We start from the raw sequence: 22,419 nt of genomic DNA, 5'->3' as shown, positions 1-22,419 counted from the left end.
CTGAGCGGGTGGCGAGGACATCTGGCGAGCTTCAGTACATGGCTGGTTACAACGCGGGCCGGACCATCGCGCTTCAGACGGGATCGGCGGACGCGGGCCACCGCTGGCTCGCCGAGCACGGCGAGACTGACAGCGCCTTCATCGCGGGCTACGAGTGGGCACTCTGGGATTACGAGGACGCCAACGGACTGGCCCACGGCTCCCGGATCGCGGGCATCACCGCCAGCTAGGTGACCCCGGCGCGGGCCAGAGAACCGGCTATCGGGACCCTCCCGAAAGGGCTTAGGGAACGCCTCTGACCTGCGAAGACGCGGCGTTCCCCCTCTGCGTTCCCCCTCCTTGTTACCCTAACTCGGTAACACCGCAGCGCCACTCTCGGGTGCATGTTCGACCCCGCATTCCCGGTCCCAGAGTGGACCGTCTCGACCATGCAGCGTGTCGCTGCCACACCGACCCTCGCGGGTGCGGCGATCTACTACGCAAGCTTGGGCATCCCGGTGTTCCCTTGTGTCCCTGGCGGCAAGCGGCCGCTCACACCGAATGGCTTCCACGACGCGACGTCCTCGGCCCGCGTCGTCCATCGGTGGTGGCAGCGAACGCCCGCCGCGAACGTCGGTCTGCCCACTGGCGCCCGCAGCGGCATCCTCGTCGTCGACGTCGACGTCCACCCGGGCGGCAGCGGTTTTGGGTCGTTCGAGCGAGCGCGCTCCGAGGGCCTCGCCGACAACTGGGGCTGGCTGGTCCGCACTCCATCCGGCGGCATCCACGCTTACTACCCCACCGAGCCGGGCCACGAGCAACGCTCCTGGCAGGTCCCGTTCGCCCACGTCGACTTCCGGGGCGACGGCGGCTACGTCATTGCTCCCCCGTCGCGGGTCAAGGTCGACGGCGCGATCAGGGCGTACGAGGTCATCGCGGTTACGACCTCGCCGGCGAAGCCGCTGGACGCGATCAAGCTTCGCCAGTTCCTGGAGCCGCCCCGGCCTCGGCCGGTAGTCCCACCTCAGGGCTTCCTCCGAAAGCGTGTCGCCCTGAGGCGCTGGCCAGAGTGGTCGCGCTGACTCCCGAGGGCGGTCGCAACCGCGCCCTCTTCTGGGCGTCGTGCCGCATGGTCGAGAACGGCCAGAGCCGCACGAACGCTGTCAGCTACTTGATGCCCGCCGCCCAGTACGCCGGCCTTCCCGATCGGGAGATCGAGTCGACCATCGACTCCGCCTTCCGGATCGCGTCCCAGCTCGGACCCGGGAGCCGCCTGGGCCCTACTCAGAGGAATGAGGTGATCCAGTTGTGAACGCCCAGGTCGAGTACCGCCGTCACAGTTACCGTCCGCCCGAGCCGCCGGCTCCAGCGCGAGCGCCGGCGCCCAACACCGAAGCGGCCACGAGCACCCTCGCCCGCCACCGTGACCCGTCGCTCTCGGCGAAAGGCAAACCGCCCACATCGACGGCGAGGGGGTTCGCCTGGGTCCGGCCCACCGAGCTCATGACGTACGTCACACCCATGGTGGGGCGTGGGGTCGACCTCCACGCCGAACTGCTCCGATGCGCGCGCCGCTCTCCGGTCAGGACCACGCGCTCCCTCGCGCGGGGGCTCCGCCACGCGCCGGCGCCTACCCCAGCGGCGAGCCGATCAGAGGGGTGGTCGCTGTGAGCCATTCATTCGAGACCGCAATCGGGCTGCGTCGGCTTCTCGTGCGTCTCCGGGTATCCGGACCGACCGCGTGGGAGCACGACGCCGAGGCCCACGACCTCATGCTGTTCGCGGCGCGGAAGTACGAGGCTCTGGCGATCAAGCACCGCTGCGACCCGACTGCCGGAGCCGCGGCTGCGTTCGAGGCGATGCGGACCTACGCGGTCCGCACGGCCGATGACCCGTGGGCCGTCGTGACCATGGCGGTCAAGGTGACTCTGATCGCCGAGGAGCGAGCCGATGGGCTGCTGTGCTCTGTCGACCAGGCTCGCCGTCCGGAAATCTCCCGGCACCACGACGTACGACGGTTCTGCGACACCGAAGCCGACCTGCCCAGCTTCCTCCCCGCGCTCACCGTCGGGCCATTCGATCCCGACGAGGCTCCACCGACCGGGGCGTACGAAGCGGTCGACGCGACGATCGACCTCTTCACCGCGCTCGGGTGGCCTCGGGACACGGCGACCTGCGCGCTCGACTACATCTCGGCTCGCCTGGTCGAGTCCGGGTCACGTCCCAAGGCCCACGCGGCACTGCGGCGCGACCCCACCGCGCGAGCGCTCGTCGACATAGGCCAGGAGGCGTGGTCGACGGTGCTGCGGATCGTGCTTGGCAATCCGAACCCTGACGAGGCCTGTACATCGGACGGGCACGGCGTCCTCCTGCGACTGCTCATCGGCCACCCGATGGCCGAGCTCCTGGACGACGACCTCCTGGTCTTCGAGATCAGCGAGACCGCACCGCGACCGAGCGTCCGGATCCATGCCTGATACCCACAGCCACATCCAACTCGACCGAGCCATCGACTCGATCACCGTCGGCGTCCGTCACCGCAAGGACCCCGGTGACCTCAAATCGCTCATCGAGTCGATCGAACGGCTCGGCTTGCTCCAACCGATCACCATCACCCCCGAGGGCTTCCTCGTGTGCGGATGGCGGCGGCTGGAGGCCGTACGCCGGCTCGGCTGGCGCACCGTGAAGGTCTGGGTCCGATCCGGGATCTCCGACAAGCTCTCGCTGCTACTCGCCGAGCAGGACGAGAACCAACTCCACAAGCCGATGAACGAGCTTGAGAAGGCGGCGCTCTACCGCGAGCTCAAGGCGCTGCGCGCCGAAGAAGCCGATCGCCGGATGCAGGCGACCCAGTTCGGCCCGTCCGCCAACCGCGGAGACGCCGGCAGTGGACCCGGTCCACAGCCGGGAGAAACCGGCCGAGCTCGCAGCCAAGCGGCGCTGGCGATCACCGGCAAGGAGTCCTACCACACCCACGAGCGCGTCTGCGCGCTGATGGACTGGGCGTCCCGGAAGGCGACCCCGCCGGAGATCCGCGCCATGGCGAACGACGCGCTGCGCGCGATCGAGCACGGCGAGCCAGTGAAGCCGCTCTACCTCGAGGTCAAGCACGCCTTCGACGACTCACAGGAACGGCAGACGGAGGAAGAGACGGACCTCGCTCGCCTGGCCCGCGAAGCGCGCGAGCGCGCCCAACGCGAGGTGCGCGAGAAGGGCCGCAAGAACCTCAAGCGCAACCACGGCCCGAGCAGCCACTACCGCAGCGTCCGCTCGTTCAACCTGACCTGGGCCGAGCTCGACGGCTGGACCGAGCTGTACGACGTCGACGCCCTGGCGGCCCAGCTCAGCCGCACTGACTGGGAGCGTTTCGATCGCGTCGTGACAGCCACGATCGCGTTCCGCGATCAGCTCGTCGCCGCCCGACGTCACGCTACGACATCGGCGTAGCCCTCGCACCTATCGCACGTCCCCTGACCCCGTCGCTCGGAGCGCCCATGTCCAGCCTGACCGGCCGCCAGATCATGCTCCTCCTCGGATGCGCGCTGGCCCTCATCATTGCCGGCGTCGGCTTCTACGGTCTCGTCCGAGGGCCTGGGGACACGACCGTCGACTCATCCGCGGGGAGCCCTACCGGGGTCGAGGCCGTCGTCGTGCCGGGCAGCCCTGTCGTCAGCATGCAGGACCGAACGCTCCCCCACACGACAGATCCCATCGCCTACGCACGTGCCGTAGCCGTCTCGCTGTTCGATTGGGACACGGCAGCCGGATTCCTGCCGAGCGACTACACGTCTGCGGTCCTTGCCGACGGCGACCCATCCGGCGAAGAGACGCCTGGCCTGCTGGCCGACGTGACGACGTACCTGCCGACGGTCGAGCGGTGGCTGGACCTCGGGGCCATGGAGGTCGTGCAGACGATCGAGATCAACGACGCATACGTCCCGGGCTCCTGGGCGGCCGCGGTCGAGCAGGCCCACGGGCACCTCCGCCCCGGGACGACGGCTGTGACAGTCGACGGCACCCGGCACCGCAGCGGCGTCTGGAACGGCGAGGTTGCTGAATCGTCGTACCCGGTCTCCTTCACAGTCTTCGTCGCGTGCCGGCCCTCCTTCGAGCGCTGTCACGTTCTACGTCTCTCCGAGCTCGACAATCCGCTGAGGTAGGCCGGGATGACCATGAAGACCGTCGTCGTCGGTGCCGTCGCTGCAGTCCTTCTCGCCCCTGGTGCCGCGGCTCTCGGCGTCGCCACGCTCGCCAGCCCGGTCGCCGCCGGGTCCGGCAGCTGCATATGGGACGGCGACGCTGCCGCCAGCCTGGGCGTTTTCGGCGCTGTCCCATCGAGTCTCACGGCGACCAACACGAACGGCGAGTCCGTCGCCCTCAGCAAGCAGCAGCTCGCGCGCGCAGCGACGATCATCGCGGTCGGTGACAACGGCCGGATCCCGGCCCGAGGCCAGCTGATCGCCATCATGACCGCGCTGACGGAGTCGTCTCTGCGAGTGCTGTCGAACACGAGCGCCTCCCCCATCTCCGCAGGCATCCCCAACGACGGCGACGGCAGCGACCACGACTCCGTCGGTCTCTTCCAGCAGCGTCCTGCCGCAGGTTGGGGCACCGTCGAGAACCTGATGGACCCGGTGTGGTCGTCCCGTGCCTTCTACGGCGGTGCGAGCGGACCGAACCACGGGTCACCGCGCGGGCTGCTCGACATCGACGGGTGGCAGAGGATGGACCCTGGCGCCGCCGCTCAGGCGGTGCAGGTCTCCGCCTATCCGGATCGGTACGCCGTCAACCAGCCGGTCGCCGAGAAGGTCCTGAGCGCCATCAGCGGTGTCTCGCTCACCAACGACCTGGACTGTGCCCAGCCCGCCAGCGAGCTTCCCGCGAACCTCGCACCCGGTTTCCCTGGAGGCTTCGTCACGGCGGCAGCCACACAGCTCGGCAAGCCGTACGTCTGGGGCGGAGGCAGCTTCGATGGGCCCACCGGCGGAGGATTCGACTGCTCTGGCCTCGTGCTCTATGCCGCCTACCAAGCTTCTGGGGGAAGCATCCGTCTCCCCCACTACAGCGGCTCGCAGATCCATGCCGGCCAAGGCATCGCGTGGAACGACAAGCGGCCCGGAGACCTGATCTTCTTCAGCTATCCCGGCGCGGGGGGACCGCACCACGTGGCGATCTACGTCGGCGGCGACCGGATCCTTCACGCGCCGCGGACCGGCGACGTCGTCCGCTACGGGACGATCGGCGAGTTCTCCGGCGAGGTCATGACGGTACGGCGCCTGGGTTGACAGCCGAAGAGGTGGTCGTCGGGTCGGAGGGCCCGACATGCCAGCTGCGCTCGGTCGCCGCCGCGCACCTGATCAGCGTGAGCCCACGCGATCTGATCCGGGCTGAAGTTGGTCCGGACTTCGGCGCAGTCGGCGCCGCCGGTGACCTGCGGGCCATCGTCGGCGCTCTGCTGACGTACGGCCTCGTGATCGCCGTACTCATGCTCGTCGTCTCTGCAATTGCCTGGGCGATGGCGTCCAGCTCAGGCGGCTGGCACACCGCCCAGAAGGCCAAGCTAGGCTGCTTCGTCGCGATCGGCGGCGCGACCCTCACGGGCGCCGCGCTCACCTGGGCCAACTGGCTGCTGGACATCGGGCCGCACCTGTAGGACGTCCGCTCACGACGTCAGGAGTAGATCCGATGAACCTTCCCCCACCAGCCCTCCTGCTCCCCCTCGACATCCAGATCGACCCGAACTCCAACGGTCTGCCTGGGATCGGCGAGCTCAAGCAGATCGTCGGCGCCTCGATGACGGTCGGGCTGATCCTCGCCGTACTCGCCCTGATCATCTCCGCGATCGTGTGGGCGCTCGGCGCGAACTCCAGCAATCCCCACCTCGCGGGCCGCGGCAAGCTCGGCGTACTCGTCGCCCTCGGAGCCGCGATCGTCTGCGGCGCCTCGGTGACGCTCGTGAACTTCTTCTGGAACGTCGGCCAGCAAGTCTGAGGGAGATCGTCATGGGTGTCTGCGATGTCCCGGTGATCCACGAGGTCTGTAACGCCGCCGGCGACGCGGCCGGCGCGGTAGTGACCGCGCCGTTCGACTGGCTTGCTCAGGGCATGGGCGGCGCGGCCGAGTGGATGTTCACGTCCGTCTGGACGGTTATCGGCACCACGACGTACCTCGACGTGACCGGCGGCGAGTACACGAAGGTCTACAACATCATGTTCGGCGTCGGGGTCTTCGTGATGCTCGCCTTCTTCATGCTCCAGGTCATCGGCGGCAAGATCCGCCGCGAACCGGCCGCGCTCTCCAGGGCCGCGCTGGGGCTCGCGAAATCCATCCTTGGCTCCTTCGTCGCCCTCGCACTCGTTGGCACTGCGCTCGAGATCACCGATCAGCTCTGCATCGGCATCGTCAACGCCGCCGGTACGAACATGAACGAGATGGGCGACAAGGTCGCCGTGCTCGCCGCCGGGCTCGGCGCCATCAACCTCGCCGCTCCCGGGGCCGGGGCGATCCTGACGATCTTCCTTGCCAGCCTCGCCATCGTCGGGGCGATGGTGGTCTGGATCAGCCTCCTGGTCCGCAAGGCCCTGCTGCTCATCGCGATCGTGTTCGCGCCTATCGCACTGGCGGGATCAAGCTGGGACCACACCCGCACCTGGGTCAACCGCTGGGCGACCTTCGTCATTGCCATGATCCTTTCGAAGGTCGTCCTGGTGGTGATCTTCCTGCTCGCCACCGCTCAGGTGTCGGCTCCCATCGACGCGGACCTGGAGTCCGTCAGCCAGCCGATGGCCGGCGTCGTGCTGATGCTGATGGCTGGGTTTGCGCCGTACCTGACCTACAAGGCCATCGCCTTCATGGGCTTCGACATGTACCACGCGATGTCGGCCGAACAGGAGGCCAAAGCATCACTCAACAGACCGATGCCGATCCCTCTCTCACGCCGCACCGGCAGTGAGCCCACCAAGGTCCTCGGAGGCGGCGGTTCCGACGGAGGTACGCCGACCGCCGGTGTCGCCTCGCGAGGCGCTCCGTCAGGATGGGGCGGCGGCGGGGCTGGGGGTGGTGGCGGCGCGAGCGCCGGCACCGGTGGGTTGACGGGCGCAGCGGCCGCTGGTGGCGCTGTGGCCGCCGGGGCGGTGGTCACAAAGGAAGCGGCTGCCGCGGGACCGCGCCTCGGCAGCTTCGTCGCGGTCCAGGCCAATGGGCATGCCAACGCCAGCCAGCCCGCGGAGCCGACATCGCTGCCGCCCCACGTTGCGGACTCGGAAATGTCCGGCAAGGCGACCAGGAAGTGACCGGTGATGAGCGCCAGCAATGCCTCCGAGCCACATCTCGCGCCGGTGAAGTTCTCTAGGCTCAGCCGTCGCGGCGTGCTTCTTGGGCTGTCCGGGCTGCAGCTCGTCATGGCTGGCATCGGTGCCGCCAGCCTGATTCTCGGGTTGTACGCCGGTGAAGTCGTCATCGCCTTCCCCGTCGTCGGGATCTGCGCTGTGTTCGCGTTCGTGGGGGTCGGAGGTCGCAAGCTCATCGAGTGGGCGCCGATCGGAGCCCGTTGGCTGTGGCGCTCCGCCGGCGGACAGTTGATCTATCGCCGCCGTATCGTCAAGCCACGGCCCGCCGGGACCCTCGCGCTGCCCGGGGACGCTGCTCGGCTCCGTCAGTGGCTCGATCCCGAGACCGGCGCCGTCATGATCCACGACCCCCACGCAGCGACCCTGACCGCCGTCACTTTCGTATCCCACCCCGCTTTCGTGCTCCTGGACCCCGCCGAGCAGGAGCGACGTGTCGTCTCCTGGGGACGCGTGCTCGCCACGGCATGCCGATCGGGGCGCATCGCGTCGGTGCAGGTCATGGAGCGCACCCTTCCCGACTCCGGGAGAGGCCTCGCCCAATGGTGGGACAGCCATGGCAACCATGACTCGACCTGGGCGTCGACGACGTACGCCGAGTTGATCGAGCGCGCTGGACCCGCCGGTGAGCAGCACGCCAGCACCATCTCGATCTCGCTCGACATGAAGGTCGCCGGCCGAGCCTCCCGGGCGGCCGGAGGCGGGATGAAGGGCGCCGCGACCGTACTCCGCCAAGAGATGACCACACTCCTCGCTGCCCTGCGATCGGCGGACCTCTCCCCTAGTGGCTGGCTCGGCCCTGGAGACCTGGCGCTGATCCTGCGGTCGGCGTACGACCCCGCGGTCGCCGGGGCGCTTGAGCGCCACGGCGACCTGGGTCGCAACCTCGCGACCGCAGGACCGGTCGCCGTCACAGAGTCATGGGGCAGTCTGCGCAGCGACTCCGCGCACCATTGCGTCCTCTGGATCAGCGAATGGCCGCGGTCGCTCGTATTCCCGGGCTTCCTCGCGCCCCTGCTGCTCTCGTCTGGCATCCGGCGGACCTTCACTCTGCTCTACACGCCGATACGCACAGACCGCGCCGCCCGCGACATCCGCAAGAAGAAGACCGAGTACATCTCCGACGCGGCCCAGCGGCAGCGGATCGGTCAGATCGAAGATGCACAGCAGTCGGCGGAGTACCAGGACGTGCTTCAGCAGGAAGCCGACCTCACAGCTGGCCACGGCGTCCTACGGTGCACCGGTCTCGTTGCCGTCAGCGCCAACGATCCCGACGAGCTCGAGCGTGGAGTCGCCGCGATCGAGCAGGCCGCTATCCAGGCCTCATGCGAGACGCGTCGGCTCTGGGGGCAGCAGGCTCAGGGCTTCGTCGTAGCTGCCTTGCCCCTTGGCCGATCCGTCTGATCCGCTGCGGTGTGCCGCGAAACCCGCAAGTAGTGCCTCGCCCACAGTGAGCGCACTGAGATCAGCGGCGAAACGTCCAGTGCAACCATACGGTTGGAAACGTCCGTACTGCTTTTCATGGCCTGGGACACCGACCGGACGAAACGGATGCTGATGGACGCCGCCGTTGAGGAGTTCGCCGGGCACGGATATGCCGGTGGCCGGGCGAACCGCATCGCCGCAAGGGCCGGGGTCAACAAGAAGCGGCTGTACGGATACCTCGGCAGCAAGGTTGACCTCTTGAACTGGTCCTGCGCCAGGCTTGCAGGGGTGGCTGCGGCTGTCCTGCTGCAGGTCGAGCAGGACGGCCAGCTGGACCGAGGCGCACCAACCTCGTCGAGCTGGCGAATCCCCTGTGCCGTCCCGTCGTGTGACGTAGCGGTGTCGCTCGTCCAGGCGACGCCGCAGCCGACCCGCAGCATCACTCCAGCGGCTTCAATCACGCTGTCTGTGCAGGGAGGCCCCCCACGATCCCCCTGCGCATGCAGCCTTGAGCCCCCCGACGAGGCTGTTCGCCATCCGGTCGGGTAGCGATCGACCTCCCTCGGTCCTCCCGACCGGATGGTGCTTGCGTGGTCGGGCGACGCGATCGATGCGATGTCTGACGCGCGCGGGCCCGTCACTTCGAGGCAGAGACCGACACGGCCATGGACCGGTGGCGACGGCTGCGAGCCCTGCGAGCTCAAAGCTGTTGACGGATGAGAGCCCACTGGACCTGATCGGACGACTCCGGGCGGTCGTCGGCGACACCCCCGAGCCTGGGTACCTGCTGATCGCTCGAGAGGAATGGCATCGACTCGCCTAGTGCTTTCGGGCGCCGGAGTGAGCGTGGCCGCCGATTGTCGCGGACGCCATCCTTCTCAGTCACAGCGGTCGACGCCCGAAGAGGTGCCCACCCCTTCATCAACTCACCGTCCCGGGGCGGAGTCCGGGCTCGAGCTGTTCATGTCTGGCACCTGAGCCTCGCCGCTGCATGAGCCGGCGACTGCTCGACGTCACGGCTCTCGTGGCGGTGTTCCCAGGGTCCGCTGCGGTACTTGGCCGCGCTGGATCTCCCGGGCGACCTCGTGGATGCGCAGTCCGGCGTGATGCCAGCTGCCCACCTGTTCCTCACTGTGGGGCTCCCAGCCGCACCGGACCTCGACGGTCCAGCGGCGACCGACCACGACCCGCCCGAGGACCGCGAAGGGCATGACCAGCAGGATCAGCACCATCTCCAGGCCGGCAACGAGCATGAGTAGCAGGAACGGCAGCATCGCGATCAGGAGGAGCAGCCCGATGATCATGCTGATCGGATCGTCGCCGATCCCACCGTCCGGCAGATGTGGCAACCGATCGGTCGTGTCCCGGATCCGTCGGCGCCAGGGAACCCAGCGCCGTGTCACTCGCCAGGTGACCTCGTCCGGCGACGCCACCTTCACGACGGCGTTCCGCTCCCGTGGCGGGGACGGGTGGGGATCCGGCTGCTCAGGTCCATGTACGCACGATGCAGGCACGGCGTGCGACGGCGCTGGGAGGTCGCTGGGGCGACCCGCCTCGAACGGCGCTGCTCAGCGGCGCGGAACCTTCACCACCCACGTGCGGCGGGAGGGCACGACGGTCGGCGAACCGAGGTAGCGGACCGTGATGCGGTGCTTCCCGGGCTTCAGGCCCCGCAGAAGTGTGCGCACACGTCCGGAGCGTTGGACCGTGAGCGTTCGCACGAGTCGACGCCCGTTCAGGACCTCGGCCTGCCCTGTCACGGGTGCGGTGGAGCGCACGGTGCCGGTGACTAGAAGTCCAACCACCCTGCCCATGCGGGTCACCTTCGTCACCCGGCCCAGCATCCGCGAGGGCGCGAGCATGGTGCTCGGAGCGGTGGTCACGACGTAGCTGACGGTGGCGACGCTGGTGTGGCCGACCCGGTCCGTGGCGCGCACGGTCACGGTGTGCTGACCAGGGCTGCTCGTGGGCAGCAGTCCCCCGGTGACCAGGTCGCCGCCGCAGGTGCCGATGCCCGACTGGTCGTCCGCGCAGTCGAGCCGGAGCACGGTCCGCGCCCCCTGCTCGAACGATCGGCCGTCGACGGCGCCCACGTCGTCGCTCAGCGTGATGGTGGGCGCCCCGGTGTCCACCCGCACGGTGACACCGGCGTCGCCGGACCTGGCGGTGTTCCCCGCCTTGTCCGTGACCTGCCACTGCAGCCGTGTCGTCCCGGATCGGGTCACCGGGACCCGGACGGCGGAGTCGAGGGTGCTCCCCGAGTCGTACTGCCCGGTCGCGGGGTCGCTCAGCTGCCAGGTGATCGTGTCGACTCCGGACGCGCCCGGGCCGGTGTCCTGCGCCTCCAGGGTGGCGACCGCCCGGTCACGGTGCCACTCGCCGGAGTCCGGGGCGGTGACGGTGGCGGTGACCACCGGCGCCGAGGTGTCGCGCGGCACCTCGCCGACCGTGGCGGCCGCCGTGGCGAAGCGTACGAGCTCACCGGCCTCGGCGCGCAGCACACTCAGGTAGTCGCCGTGGGCCAGCCCCTGAACCGTGGTCGACCACCCTCCGGCCGAGTCGGGCTCGAGGACCACGGTGCGCGACTGGTCGCCCTTCATCAGCCTGGCGGTCACGGTCGCCGGCGTGACGGCTGTTCCGGCGTTCGTGAAGTCGGCGTGCAGGGTCAGTGAGTCCTCGCCAGCGGTCGCGTCGACCGTGAGGACGCTGTCGGAGCCCGGCAGGTAGGCCATCAGCGCCGCCACTGCTGACGTGTCGGTCTCGTTGGTGAGGACGACACGCCAAGTGCCCGGTGTGACCGCGCCCGGTGGGGTGACGAGGGAGCGGACGGACACGCCGGGCTCGGGGGTCACCTCGTCGACGGTCGTGCCGTCGGGCGAGATGAGGGTGGCGCCGATGCCAGGAGGGGCGGCGAACGTGGCACCCGCGCCGTCCGCGTCCGCACCCGCCTCGAAGGTGACGAAGGAGGTCCGGCCTGACTGGACGAGCACCGACTCCGACAGCACCAGCGGCGGCACGGCATCTTCTTGCCCGGTCCCGGCTTGGAGCGTGGACCGCGATGCGTCTGCACCGCCACCCGCGCTCGGCACCCGCTCCGGCGAGGGGAAGCGGGGCATGATGACCGGCGCGATGGCGCTCAGGAAGACGTCCCAGTTGGCGAGGAGCGTGTGCTCGCTCTCCGGCAGCTGCACGGCGTGGGACTCCCCGACGCTCCGGACCGGCACCAGACCGTCGCCGATCAGTTCCGCGCCGCACGTCGTGGGCTCGATGGTGCCCGCGATCGACGTACGCCGCACGCCCTGGAACTCCGCCATTCCCCTGCTGTTGAAGTCGTCGATCCAGTCGGTCCGCAGGTGGGTCATGGCCGGCACCGGCAGCATGTCCGCGCAGGGAGAGCCGGAGATGTCGGCGGTCCCCAGCAGCACGATGTTGCGGAGCAGGGGCGTGCCGTCGATGGACGGCATCAGCTTGGACATGTACGCGCGCCCCACCAGTCCTCCGGTGGAGTGGCCGACGAGGTCGACCCGGGGCGCCAGGCTCTCGTCCCGGAGGGCACTGATGTAGTCGGCGACGTTCTGGGCGTCGTACATGACGTCGGCCGGATAGAAGTTCAACGCCGACGCCGATCCGCCGTCGACCGCCCCGGGGTAGTCGCCGTCACCCACGGTGTGGACGCGCCACCAGGGGTGTGCGTCCCGCATCAGCTGGGTCCAGGTGTCGAACTCCGCGAGGTCGTCGTTGAAGCCGGGCACGAACACCACGGGCACCGGGCTCGTCTGCAGGAGCACGCGGGCCTTGTGCATGTACTGCCCGTCGGCCCTGAGGATCAGGTAGAGCTCGATGGGGCCCGCGGGCACGCCGCCCCCCTCCCAGCTCCACGCGGTGTCAGCGGTGTCGAAGCCGAGTGACGCGGTGCGCGCCTCGCCGGACCCGAGTCGCGTCGTCCACTCCTCGCCCTGGGGGAGGCCGTTGGAGTCCACCATCTGAACCTCGACGTCGTGCGGCTCGACGTCGGGGTTGCCGATGGAGAACTGCACCCGGGCGGACGTGCCCTCGACCACGCCACGCGGCGCGTCCACCCAGCGACCGATCCGGTCCTGGACCTGGATCGAACCGCCGAGGATCTCCGCGGCGCGCAGGACGGGCCGGAGCAGGAAGCCGCTGGGAGCACGGGCGCCGTCGACCCAGCGGTCGAAGACGATCTCGCGATGGTTGTTGATGTCGTGCGGTGCACCGCCCGAGGCGTCCTCGTAGCCCGGCACGGAGGTCATGAGCTCGTCGAAGGTGACGTGCTGCTGCCCCTTCCAGAAGACGCTCGCCGCCAGCGTGGGGCCGCTGGCCACCACGTCGTGGAGGTCGTTGGTGCCCGTCGCCGCCGGCCAGTAGTCCACCGAGCTGCTGCCCGAGGCGACGACCTGGACCTGCGTGTCGGACGTCGAGGTCAGGAAGATGTGATTGCGGGACGACTCGGTCCGGCCTTGCCCCATGAGCCACCCGTCGTCGAGCAGCTCCTGTCCCATGTAGATCGACGGGAGCTTCTTGTCCTCCCCGTCCTGCTGGAGGAAGGCATAGGAGTTCGCCCCGGTGCCGCCTGGGATCTCCTCCCACGCGTTGTAGACGACCTGGTCGTGGTTGTTGACGGTGGGCGGCCCCGCCGTGCTGCTGGTGCGCGAGTCCACCACTGTCATCTCGGACGTCGCGCTGGCGTTCCAGGAGACCGGGTCCAGGAAGGTCCGCCCGGTCCCGTCGCCGGCCGGGCGCGCCGCGACCCCCACCACCAGCCGGTTGTCGTTGATGTCGGTGGCTCGCCCCGCGACGTACGGCGTCCCACCGGGCAGTCGCTGCGCCTCGTCACCGAGCCACACCATGGCCTCCGAGACGCCGGCGGCGCTCCTCGTCCCGGCCATGTCGCCACGTTCGTTAATCGCCACGGCCTCGGTGTCGCTGGCTCCGACGAAGACGAGCTCGCCCTCCCGGTTCCACCGCGCGGCCCGGTAGGTCCAGCCGCCCTCGCCCTCGACTCCGACCTTGCCGGCGACCTGCCCCGCGTCGTTGATGGCGACTCCCACTGCCGACCCGCCGGCCACAAGGGGCTCGAGCGGCACCACGGTCCACTCGAGCGGGACCTGCTCGCCGGCTGCCACGGCGGCGCCGGACCGTCCGAGCACGGTGACGCCGTCCACGGAGGCATTGGTCGGCGCGGCCGAGCCTCCCGTGGCTCCCGACGTCGCGCCGGGGGTCACCGCCAGCAGGCCGGCCGCGAGCACCACGACCGTCGTGAGTCCCGACAGTGGGCGGCGAGGCGACAGTGGAGTGAACGGCATGGATATCCCCTTCGTGAGCGTGGCAAGCCGACCGAGGATCACTCGGACGGCTGGAGGTGTGCTGCGAGGTGGCTGCGGCCGGGCGCACGTCGATGCGTGCGCCCGGCCGAGCGGTCCGGTCCGGGTCAGAGCAGCGCGCGCCGCTCCTCGGAGAACGCTCCCGCGAGCGGGATGCGGTAGGTGATCCTGATGCGGACGCCACCCGACCGGACCGCCGGGCGACGGTTCTTCTTGGGGATCGGCACCTGCACCGAGGAACGCTTGCCCGGGACGAGCGAGACTGTGTCGCGCGCGAGCACCCGCGGGCTGCCCCGCAGGGGCATCACCTCGATCTCCGCGCGGCAGGCCGCGGGGCACTGGACCAGCACGGCGGCCTTGGTGGCGCCCGGCGTGACCGAGGCCCCCTTGGACGCCCCCGTGGGGGCGACGATCTCCTTGATGAGCTTGAGCTTGAGCGTGCCCCGGATCTGGTAGGCGCACGTGTTGCTGGGGCCTTCCTCGTATCCCGGGCAAAGCAGCTCGTACTGGAGCGGAGCTGTGCCCACAGCCCCATCGATTGCGTAGGTCAGGAGTGCGTCGCCGGGCTCACCGCTCGTCGGGGTCAGCTCGGCGTCCAGCTTCGGGAGGAAATAGGTGCCCGTACCGGGGGGCCCACCCTGGTTGTCGGTGCACGTGGTCGGGAATGCGAGCGCGCCGTATGCCAGGAACTCATTGGAGCCGAACAGTAGCCCCGGAACGGGCGTGGGCCTGCCCCCGATCTCGACCGTGGAACCCTCGCAGTTGGACGTCACGCGCCCATCGTCGGTCCGGAGGCTCGTCGTCGCCCTGGCACTCTGGACCGTCACCCTCGACCTGGTGGATCGCGGGACCAGCTCACTATTCTCCGTCGACACCTCCAGCGCAGGGTGGACACCGGCGATGGATGCCGACAGGTGCCACTCCTCCTCGTTGTTGAAGCCGGGGTAGACGATCTTGAGGTCCTGGGTGACCGAGGCGGTGAACGTGGCGCTGTAGAGGTAGCGCTTCTCGACGGCCTTCGGGCGGTCGACCTGGTGAGGGCCATCGTTGGTCGCGGCCATCGCGCCGGCGACGCCTCCCCCGGCCATCAGTGCAAGGGAGGTGACGAGGAGGCAAGCAACAACGAGGACTCTGGCACGGGATCTGAGCGTCATGGAAGCAGGAGACAGCCGAGTGCTGGGACGGCGCTGCGCTGCGACTGCGGATGTGTAAGTGCTTCGAGTCCTGGTAGCGACCGAGGTTGGTAACGACGGCAGCCTCTCGTCACGGCTTTCAATGTCCGACGCAAGATCCCCGACGACCTCCGGGAGCCGTCGCACCGACTCCTCGGCGCCCGGACCCACGGTCGCCAGCGAACCCGATGTACTTGCCGGGGACCACGACGATGTGACACTCCAGAAGGAGGCATGAGTGGTGGAGCGCCTGGACCCAGTCGCCGTCGTGCTCGACCCGAAGCCGTGAGACGCGGCCGACGGCCGCGTCTCCGTAGCGGTCGTCGCCAGGTCTCCGGAGCGGACGAGCTCCCGATGGCAGCGGCCGCAGCGTCGAGGGCCTCGCAGGCAGTCACCTAGCCGCTCGGCGACCTCGCGTGCGCGCACGCTGGAATGGATGCAGGTCACGCCCTGGCCAAGGTCGTCGTGACGATTCCCTGAGCTGAGCGCCGACCGGGCGGGGCTCCCTGGGGACGACACTCGCGCGAGTGGGCCCAGGTCACCGCCAGGGACGGGGCCACAGGGGGCGAGGTCGACCGGCTCGGACGGACATGACCTCGATCCAGTAGCGGCGCAGCGACACCGCACTCGGCCCCCTACGCTCCCCCCATGTCGGACCGCAAGATCGCCCTCGTCACTGGCAGCACCTCCGGCATCGGCGAAGGCGTCGCGCGCCGCCTTGCCAGGGACGGCATGCACGTGATCGTGCATTCGGGACAGAGCCGGGACGCCGGTGAGCGGCTCGCCCAGGAGCTGGACGGAACCTACCTCCAGGCGGATCTCGCCGATGCCGACAGTGCGGCTGTGGCGGTCGGCGGCGCCCTGACCACCCTCGGTCGGCTCGACGTCCTGGTGAACAACGCCGGCATCAGCTGGCCCATCCCCCACGCCGACATGGCGACCGCGTCTCCCGACGTGTGGCGCCGCATCCTCGAGGTGAACCTCATCGCTCCTTGGGCGGTGGGCACTGCGGCGACACCCTTCCTCGCACGGGCAGGCGGATGCGTCGTCAACGTCACCAGCCATGCCGGCGTGCGGCCCAAGGGCTCGTCCGTGCCGTACGCCGCCAGCAAGGCGGCCCTGAACCACGTCACCCGCCTGATGGCCGCTGCGCTCGGCCCGGACGTGCGAGTCAATGCAGTCGCGCCCGGCCTGGTGGACACGCCGATGACGGCATCGTGGACCCAGGCCCAGGACCTGTGGCGTGAGCACGCGCCGATGCGTCGCGCAGCAACACCTGAGGACGTGGCCGACATCATCGCGTCGCTCGTCTCCCACCCGTACGTCACCGGTGAGGTCATCGTGCTCGACGGCGGACTCAACCTCACGTGACGGGCCGGATCCGAACGCCCGGACCCGAGCAGCACCTGCAGGACTGGCCTGTCCCGCAGAGCCCCGCCCGATCGCCGTCTGGCACGTAACCTCGACAACCTGCGACGGGGTACTTGGGCACGTCGCAGTCCCTGAAGCGGGTGGGTCGTCACCACGGCATCCGTCTCCGGTCGCGACTCGGCACCCGACGTTCGCCAACCCTGCGGTGTCGCGAGCTCCTCAGATCAGGAAATGGTGGGTTCGTCGCTCTGTGGATGTGGACGTGGAGGTGCTTCGAGTCCTGGTAGCGCCCCTCGGGGCCACTACGGCGTGGTTCACCCAGAAGGGTCGGGTTTGGCGGAACGCAAGGACCCACTCGTCGTCGTGTCTCACTTGGAGCTGCAGGACGTTCGGGAAACCCATGTCGCAGTAGGAATCGTGCCCGCCATATGGCTGGTCGATGTCCGTGAGCCGTCCCCGTCGGTGGTTCAGGTTCCTGGATCAGCCGACGACCGGATCGAGCAGTCGGAGCAACGCCGACTTGGGCCTGGCACCACGGATCTCGGCGACGACCTCCCCGTCACGGTAGACGTTGAGAGTGGGCATTCCCGTCACTCGGTAGTGGGACGCGGTCAGCGGATTCTCGTCGACGTTGAGCTTGACCACCCGCAGCAGCCCGACCTTCTCCGCCGCGATCTCCTCCAGGATCGGCGCGATCTGCAAGCAGGGGCCGCACCACGGGGCCCAGAAGTCGACCAGCACGGGGACATCGGACCCCAACACCTCCTCCGCGAACGTGGTGTCGGTGACGGAGCTGACAGTGGACATCGCTTCTTCCTCCTGATCGCCCTGCGGCTTGTGATTGATGTCCCCACATCCTGCCCTCGTCCACTGCGACCCGACTGTGACGACCGCTCGGGGACGCCCACGCCAGACGTGACGTGGGTTCGCTGGGAGGGCCCAGGCACACCCGCGGCGATGCTGGGTCGTCGACGCAGCCGCGGCCCGGCTCATAGTGGTGGGGCGCAGACGAAGAACGTTCAGTGCCCCGCGACCGGCCCCAGTCCGCTCGCAGTGACGTGCTCGAGGATGCGCGCAGCGCCGACCGCCACACGTCGGGACCTGGGAGAGGACGTCACATGCAAAACGCTCGCCATCCGTCACGGACCGTCACCACGTTGGTGGTCGCGCTCATCGCTGTCGTCTTGGCCCCGCCGCTAGCGGCCATGACCCAGTCATCCGGCGCATCCGCTCCGCCGCAGCGCACGGCGCAGGTCGCCGTCCGCGTGAAGGTCCCCACGCGTGTCGCCTCGGTGATCGGGGACAGCCGAACGGTCCGCCGGGTGCGGCGCCTCACCCAACTCCAACGGCTGGGCTCGCAGGGGTGGCGGACCGAGTCTCGTGCTAGGTCGCGGCGGTCCGGTCGCGTGGCCTATCACCCCCGGCCCGTCAGCGGGCCCACCCCGTACCGCGTCCGCGCTCCCAGGACTGCGGTGCGCATCGCTGCGATGGTGGACGGGCGACGCGTCCTGAAGGTGGTCCGGCTCCGGGCATGGATCAGTCCCGTCCAGGTTCTCATGCCGGTCGGGACGGACGCCCCGACGGCGTCGCCGACCCCCACGCCTTCCCAGACACCCACCACCACTCCGACGCAGCATCCGACGCAGCAGCCCCAGGGCAGTCCCTGGGTGACCGGCTACTACGCCGGCTGGTTCTGGGAAGTCGGGGACATGCTTGCCCCCGAGGACGTCGATATGAGTGCCATGACGCACTTCGTGTTCGGTCGCGTCGCTCCGGGCGGAGGTTCCCTGGAGGGTGAGCCCGACGACCTCAACTATCCCGGCTACCCCTACGTGCCCGGCGACCTCGTACCCGGAGCCGGATCCGGTCACCGGAGCGGACGCGCCCCCGATGGCAGCGGCCGCAGCGTCGAGGACTATCTCGTCGACCGAGCCCACGACACGGGCGCGGAGGCCCTCCTGATGCTCGGCGGTGACGGCCTGGACGGCCGCGGCTTCATGTTGTCCACCGATGACGCCGTCCGTCCACGATTCGTGGAGAACGTCGTGGACTACCTCGTCCAGCACGACTACGACGGCATCGACCTCGACTGGGAGAACTGTCTCAGCGGCGATGCAGGGTGCGGCGAGGCAGCCGGTCAGGCCCCCGTGGCTGCGACCGAGGCCCGCCGTCGGCTGATGGCGCTGATCGCCGATCTCCGGGCGGAGGCCGCCACCCGCGAGCGATTCGCCGGGGACCCGCTGCTGGTGACCTTCCCGGGTTACCCGCTCAATCTCAACTACCAGCTGGAGGACGGGAAGGCTCCACAGTGGCAGGCGGACATCGCGAACGCCGTCGACCAGTACAACCTGATGTCCTACGGCATCGGCACCACCTACAACGGAGCCGAGTGGGACTCGTGGTTCTCCGGGGCCCTCACCGGCGCCACCGCCACGCATCCGGTGGACATCGCCTCAAGCATCGATGCCTACGTGGCTGCTGGGGTGCCACGCGACCGTATCGGCCTCGGGATCGGCTTCTACGGCATCTACTGGGGCCCTGACGTCACCGGCCCACGCCAGAACACGAACAGCAACGACATCTGGGAGACCAAGGACGACGACCTCGCCTACGGCGCTCTGGACCGGATGGGCTACCTCACCCACGGCACCCGGCACTGGGATGCTGAGGCGCAGTCCACCTACCGCACCTACGAGCAGTACGGGGCGTCGGGCTACGTCCCCCCCACCAACCCGCAGCACCCCCTCGACGACGACCGCCTCCCCGCGGGCTTCCTCTCCTACGAGGACGAGCAGTCGATCCAGGCCAAGGGCGACTGGGTCAAGGAGACGGGCGCCGGCGGAACCATCATCTGGACGCTGAACTACGGCTGGGTGCCTCGCTCGCAGTCGAACCCGCTCCTCGATGCCGTGAAGCGGGCGTTCCTGAGCTGATCGCTCGCCGCGCTCTGCCTGGACGACCTTCTGGACCGGCAGCGACCGCGTCCAGCTGTGGGCGCCGACCACTGTGCTGCTACCGAGTTGTCGTCCATGCCGCGACAGCGCACAGAGCTGCGGCCAGCGCCGTGAAGGCGAACGCTGAATCCAACCCGTGCAGGTGGGTGATCGTTCCAGCGAGCAGGGCGTACGTGGGTGTCATCCATGCTGCGGTCGTCCTGTAGATCGACACGATGGACGGCAGACGGTGTGGAGGGGCGTGTGCTTGCACGTGAGCCACCACCATCACGTGCCATCCGCTGTTGGCGGCGCTACCGACAAGAGCCATCACGAGCACGGCTGCGAGGTTCGCTGTGGAGGCGAAGACCGCGAACTCCGCGGCGATCAGCGCAGTGGCTGCGAGCGATGCAGCGCGGAAGGTGATGCGCCGCGAGATGGCGGGTGCCGCAGCCGTCGCTGCGAGGCCGCCCACCGCCAAGCTGGTGGTGATCGACGCAAGGGTCAACACGCCACCGTTCAGGGTCTCCTCGGCAAGGAAGACCATCAGCTCGGCTGACCCAGACGCGAGTGCCGTGACCACCACAGCCAGCGCCAGCAGCGGAGTCCAGTCTCGTGCTACGGGAGCGAGGAGCCAGCGGATCGTCGGGGCGACGCGGGCTGGTGGCAGGTTCGACGACGTGTCACGCGAGGCGGCCACGTGGGCAGAGTCCGATCTCCGGCCCCGATCCGCCACGGGACCAGATGCGGCAGCGTTGACGACTGATCGACCACGACGCCAGTGAACGGCCGTGCTGATGCACATCAGGGCCGACACATGCGCGACCACCGCGACGCTCCACGGCAACCACGGGGCGACACCGAGAAGCGCTCCTCCGAGAGGCGGGGCGGCAAGGAAGAGCACCGCAATCACCGGTACCTGGATCCGTGAGTTCGCGCGTGTCAGGTGCTCCTTCGGCACCGTCCTCGCAACGGCGACGGTGGCAGCCACGTCCTGGAGGGGCGAGGCGAGCGCCATGGCGCATCCCGCGACGAGCAGCTGCACCAGAGATGGAAGTTCTTGCCAGCTCGCGATCGCCAGCAAGCAGGCCGCCGCACCCTTGAGCGCGTCGCCCACGATGAGGCTGCCCCACGTTCCGAGCGTGCGAACGGCACGCTGCGCCAAGGGACCGAGTGCGAGCCATCCACTGTGGGGAAGCAGCGAGAGGAGCGCCACTTGCCGTGCGTCCGTGGTCGCCTGGTAGGCGAGGTAGGGGAAGACCACGACGGACATACCTGCACCGAGTGCCGAGAGAACCACGCTCCGGCGCAGCACAGTGAACTTGTGCGGCCAAGGTGGCGACTGCTGACGGACGGCTGTTGGTCTGCTCCTCCTCAGAAACCTCATCACGACGGGTGGCGAGCCGCACCCGCGCACGAGCCCGCGGGCGCAGGCTTGGAACCCGGGTGGTCCTGCCACAACATGTGTGGCCGGAGCATCGCGAAGTCGCCTTCATGGACGATGTCCCCACCGTGCCACGGGATCGGGAAGCTGAAACGCGGGTGATTCAGGACAAAGGTCTGGAACTCACCGCGCTGCCGACACGGGTCCACGCCCGCGGTCAGCGCGCCTGCGAAAGACGCGTCGAAGGACTGCCCGAGCAGGTCCGGTGACCGTACGCGCGTGTCCAGTGACACGACGACCGCACCTATCCCGGCCTCGGTGATCTGGTTGCGACGGTCGGCACTGTCAACGCTCCATCCGGGGAACTGTGCGCAGAAGCCTGCACGCTTCAGCGCAGCCTCGCGGTCTGCTCGGAGGTCGTCCAGGATCAGATCACCGAAGTCGATGTGTGCGCGCGGGGAGAACTGGTTGACCGCCTCGCGCATCCGTTCGGCGTACAACGGCGCGTCCCCCGGACTCGGGATCGGAACCGCGACTACTGGCAGACCGAGGCTGTCACTCTGGGCCAGAGCCGCATCGAGAGGCATCACCTGGGTGTGCGGGAGGTGAGCGGTGCCCTCGTCGTAGGTGGTCAGCAGCGCGTCGTGGTGCTCGTCGAGCACGAAGGCGGCGTCATTGCCACCACTCCAAGAGAGGATGCGGCTGTAGCCTGGCACTGCTCTCCTCCTTGAACCGTCCGGTGCGGCCTCCTGGCGAGGCCCATCCACGAGTGACCTCTCGCCTGTGAGCAGCACCGGCGGTCGAGGATCACACCGCGCGTCGCCTGATGGCGAGAGCACCACCGGGCCGGGACGACTCCGGGGGTGCCGTGTCCTGCACGGACAGCGTCGCCGGCGCCGGTGGAGTGGTGCTGCGGTCCTGCTGCGGCTGTGCCGACAGACCCCGCCGTCACGATGCTGGGACGGCGGGGTTCGTCGGGGGGATGGCCGTCAGCGCTTCACCTTGACCGCCCGGCTCGTCGCGGTCTGGCTGCGTCCAGACAGCGTTGCCGTCACGCGGACGCTCAGCTTCTTCCGGCGGTCGGCGCGCACCAGTCGGTAGGTCTGGCTCTTCCCTGTCCGCCCGCTGATCTTCTTGCCGTTGCGCAGCCACTGGAAGGCAAAGCTCGCGCCCGGCAACGACCACAAGCCTGTGGAGGCCTTGAGCTTCCGGCCTGTCCGAGCCTTTCCCGAGATGACGGGACGCTTCGTGTTCAACAAGACCGCGCCAGTGCCGGTCCCGGTTCCCGTCCCAGAGCCCGTACCGGGGCCGGGGCCCGGGCCGGGACCGGGGCCGGGGCCGGGACCGGGGCCCGGGCCGGGACCGGGGTCGGGTGCGCTGAGGGGCGCGGAAGACCAGTGCGGCTCCGAACCGCCGGGAAGGATCAGGCTCGAGGGCACCGTGCAATCACCCGCACCCGCACGGGTC

At 69.2% G+C, this 22,419-nt stretch carries 19 protein-coding genes and 1 pseudogene; 13 read left to right on the top strand and 7 right to left on the bottom strand.

Going from position 1 to position 22,419, the window contains the following annotated elements; all coding sequences use genetic code 11:
* Positions 1–38: 38 nt before the first annotated feature.
* The 11 genes and pseudogenes from ASG94_RS17520 to ASG94_RS21435 all read left to right on the top strand — a co-directional run bounded on the left by ASG94_RS17520 (position 39) and on the right by ASG94_RS21435 (position 9,299).
* The gene (locus ASG94_RS17520) at positions 39–230 is read left to right on the top strand and encodes a hypothetical protein (RefSeq protein WP_156411682.1); all 192 of its coding nucleotides are present in this window, start codon (positions 39–41) and stop codon (positions 228–230) included.
* A gap of 153 nt (positions 231–383) precedes the next feature.
* Positions 384–1,061, top strand: a complete 678-nt coding sequence (locus tag ASG94_RS17515) for a bifunctional DNA primase/polymerase (protein ID WP_056927781.1) — start codon at positions 384–386, stop codon at positions 1,059–1,061.
* Positions 1,062–1,541: 480 nt separating this feature from the next.
* Complete coding sequence (locus tag ASG94_RS17500) at positions 1,542–2,456, top strand: serine/arginine repetitive matrix protein 2 (protein WP_235537318.1); 915 nt, start codon at positions 1,542–1,544, stop codon at positions 2,454–2,456.
* Entirely contained in the window at positions 2,449–3,426 is a 978-nt protein-coding gene (locus tag ASG94_RS17495; RefSeq protein ID WP_056927778.1) for a ParB N-terminal domain-containing protein, read from the top strand. The genes ASG94_RS17500 and ASG94_RS17495 overlap by 8 nt, the downstream gene beginning before the upstream one ends.
* A gap of 47 nt (positions 3,427–3,473) precedes the next feature.
* Entirely contained in the window at positions 3,474–4,139 is a 666-nt protein-coding gene (locus tag ASG94_RS17490) for a hypothetical protein (protein ID WP_056927777.1), read from the top strand.
* Between the two features lie 753 nt (positions 4,140–4,892).
* Positions 4,893–5,264: pseudogene (locus tag ASG94_RS22670) on the top strand (C40 family peptidase); the annotation flags it as partial.
* A 77-nt stretch (positions 5,265–5,341) separates the two neighbouring features.
* The gene (locus ASG94_RS17480) at positions 5,342–5,632 is read left to right on the top strand and encodes a DUF6112 family protein (RefSeq protein WP_235537317.1); all 291 of its coding nucleotides are present in this window, start codon (positions 5,342–5,344) and stop codon (positions 5,630–5,632) included.
* Positions 5,633–5,664: 32 nt separating this feature from the next.
* Complete coding sequence (locus ASG94_RS17475; RefSeq protein WP_056927775.1) at positions 5,665–5,970, top strand: DUF6112 family protein; 306 nt, start codon at positions 5,665–5,667, stop codon at positions 5,968–5,970.
* Positions 5,971–6,002: 32 nt separating this feature from the next.
* Positions 6,003–7,271: a type IV secretion system protein gene (locus tag ASG94_RS21850; RefSeq protein ID WP_156411681.1), complete on the top strand. Its 1,269-nt coding sequence runs from the start codon at positions 6,003–6,005 to the stop codon at positions 7,269–7,271.
* Between the two features lie 6 nt (positions 7,272–7,277).
* Positions 7,278–8,729 carry an SCO6880 family protein gene (locus ASG94_RS17465; protein WP_056927969.1) on the top strand — a complete coding sequence of 484 codons (1,452 nt, stop codon included), beginning with the start codon at positions 7,278–7,280 and terminating at the stop codon, positions 8,727–8,729.
* Positions 8,730–8,846: 117 nt separating this feature from the next.
* Positions 8,847–9,299, top strand: a complete 453-nt coding sequence (locus ASG94_RS21435; RefSeq protein ID WP_082624315.1) for a TetR/AcrR family transcriptional regulator — start codon at positions 8,847–8,849, stop codon at positions 9,297–9,299.
* Between the two features lie 464 nt (positions 9,300–9,763).
* Here ASG94_RS21435 and ASG94_RS17460 read toward each other — a convergent pair whose 3' ends face one another.
* The 3 genes from ASG94_RS17460 to ASG94_RS17450 form a co-directional block, all read right to left on the bottom strand.
* Positions 9,764–10,183 (bottom strand): hypothetical protein, encoded by a 420-nt coding sequence (locus ASG94_RS17460; RefSeq protein WP_156411680.1) that lies wholly within the window; start codon positions 10,181–10,183, stop codon positions 9,764–9,766.
* A gap of 135 nt (positions 10,184–10,318) precedes the next feature.
* Positions 10,319–14,074, bottom strand: a complete 3,756-nt coding sequence (locus ASG94_RS17455) for a hypothetical protein (RefSeq protein ID WP_156411679.1) — start codon at positions 14,072–14,074, stop codon at positions 10,319–10,321.
* 125 nt (positions 14,075–14,199) lie between these two features.
* Positions 14,200–15,246, bottom strand: a complete 1,047-nt coding sequence (locus ASG94_RS17450) for a hypothetical protein (RefSeq protein ID WP_156411678.1) — start codon at positions 15,244–15,246, stop codon at positions 14,200–14,202.
* A gap of 666 nt (positions 15,247–15,912) precedes the next feature.
* On the opposite strand from ASG94_RS17450, the gene ASG94_RS17445 reads away from it, so the two are divergent.
* Positions 15,913–16,635: an SDR family NAD(P)-dependent oxidoreductase gene (locus ASG94_RS17445; RefSeq protein ID WP_056927770.1), complete on the top strand. Its 723-nt coding sequence runs from the start codon at positions 15,913–15,915 to the stop codon at positions 16,633–16,635.
* Positions 16,636–17,115: 480 nt separating this feature from the next.
* Here ASG94_RS17445 and trxA read toward each other — a convergent pair whose 3' ends face one another.
* A complete protein-coding gene (trxA, locus tag ASG94_RS17440; protein ID WP_056927769.1) occupies positions 17,116–17,442 on the bottom strand; it encodes a thioredoxin in 327 nt (108 codons plus the stop codon).
* A 353-nt stretch (positions 17,443–17,795) separates the two neighbouring features.
* Here trxA and ASG94_RS17435 point away from each other — a divergent pair, with 353 nt between their 5' ends.
* Entirely contained in the window at positions 17,796–19,568 is a 1,773-nt protein-coding gene (locus ASG94_RS17435) for a glycosyl hydrolase family 18 protein (RefSeq protein WP_235537316.1), read from the top strand.
* 79 nt (positions 19,569–19,647) lie between these two features.
* Here ASG94_RS17435 and ASG94_RS17430 read toward each other — a convergent pair whose 3' ends face one another.
* From ASG94_RS17430 to ASG94_RS21845, 3 genes are all read right to left on the bottom strand, one after another.
* A complete protein-coding gene (locus ASG94_RS17430) occupies positions 19,648–20,955 on the bottom strand; it encodes an MFS transporter (protein ID WP_156411677.1) in 1,308 nt (435 codons plus the stop codon).
* Positions 20,955–21,668 carry a hypothetical protein gene (locus ASG94_RS17425; RefSeq protein WP_056927766.1) on the bottom strand — a complete coding sequence of 238 codons (714 nt, stop codon included), beginning with the start codon at positions 21,666–21,668 and terminating at the stop codon, positions 20,955–20,957. The genes ASG94_RS17430 and ASG94_RS17425 overlap by 1 nt, the downstream gene beginning before the upstream one ends.
* Before the next feature lie 273 nt (positions 21,669–21,941).
* The gene (locus ASG94_RS21845; RefSeq protein ID WP_156411676.1) at positions 21,942–22,211 is read right to left on the bottom strand and encodes a hypothetical protein; all 270 of its coding nucleotides are present in this window, start codon (positions 22,209–22,211) and stop codon (positions 21,942–21,944) included.
* Positions 22,212–22,419 lie beyond the last annotated feature (208 nt).

Source organism: Nocardioides sp. Soil805 (assembly GCF_001429625.1).
Taxonomy (GTDB): Bacteria; Actinomycetota; Actinomycetes; order Propionibacteriales; family Nocardioidaceae; genus Nocardioides.
The sequence above is the reverse complement of the archived record's forward strand: the minus strand, read 5'-3'. Positions and strand labels throughout refer to the sequence as shown.